1 protein-coding gene is annotated in these 438 nt (G+C 45.0%); it reads right to left on the bottom strand.

Annotated elements, in window-relative coordinates; translation table 11 throughout:
- Nucleotides 1–88 precede the first annotated feature (88 nt).
- A partial coding sequence (locus tag AC3XQU_RS22955; RefSeq protein WP_489876468.1) for a hypothetical protein occupies nt 89–438 on the bottom strand: 350 nt, incomplete at its 5' end.

The following is a 438-nucleotide window of genomic DNA, read 5'->3' as shown; positions in this document are numbered from 1 at the left end:
GCGAGCGCAAAATTGCGCTCGGCTCCATGACAATTCTCACATTTACACCAGCTCACTGTGCTAAGCACTCTCAATTTATGCTAGTGCATTAAAGACCTTTTAGCCCATGATAGACAAAAGTCATAAATCGACCCGCTGTCTCTCTTTGATCTTCAATATTATTTCCGGTCCAAAGGTGATGAGCTGGGTTTAAATCTTCTCGCCAAGCATGAAGCTCTTCCTTCACACCAGATGAAATACATCCATTGTCAAACAAACCGTCGATGCGCTCCCCCAGCGCCAGCGCACCAAGTTTGTATTGCGCCATCTGTTTAGCAAACCGGTGATCGATTTCATACTCCAAGAACACCCTCAGATCTCCTGAAGCACATCCTGGTGTAACTGCCTCAATGAATCCGAAAATCTCGTCACGCTTCTTCTGATGATCACTTTTAATAA

The organism is Telluria sp. AZSoR62, assembly GCF_058111565.1.
Note: the sequence above shows the minus strand (reverse complement) of the source record. Positions and strands in the feature narration are given on the sequence as shown.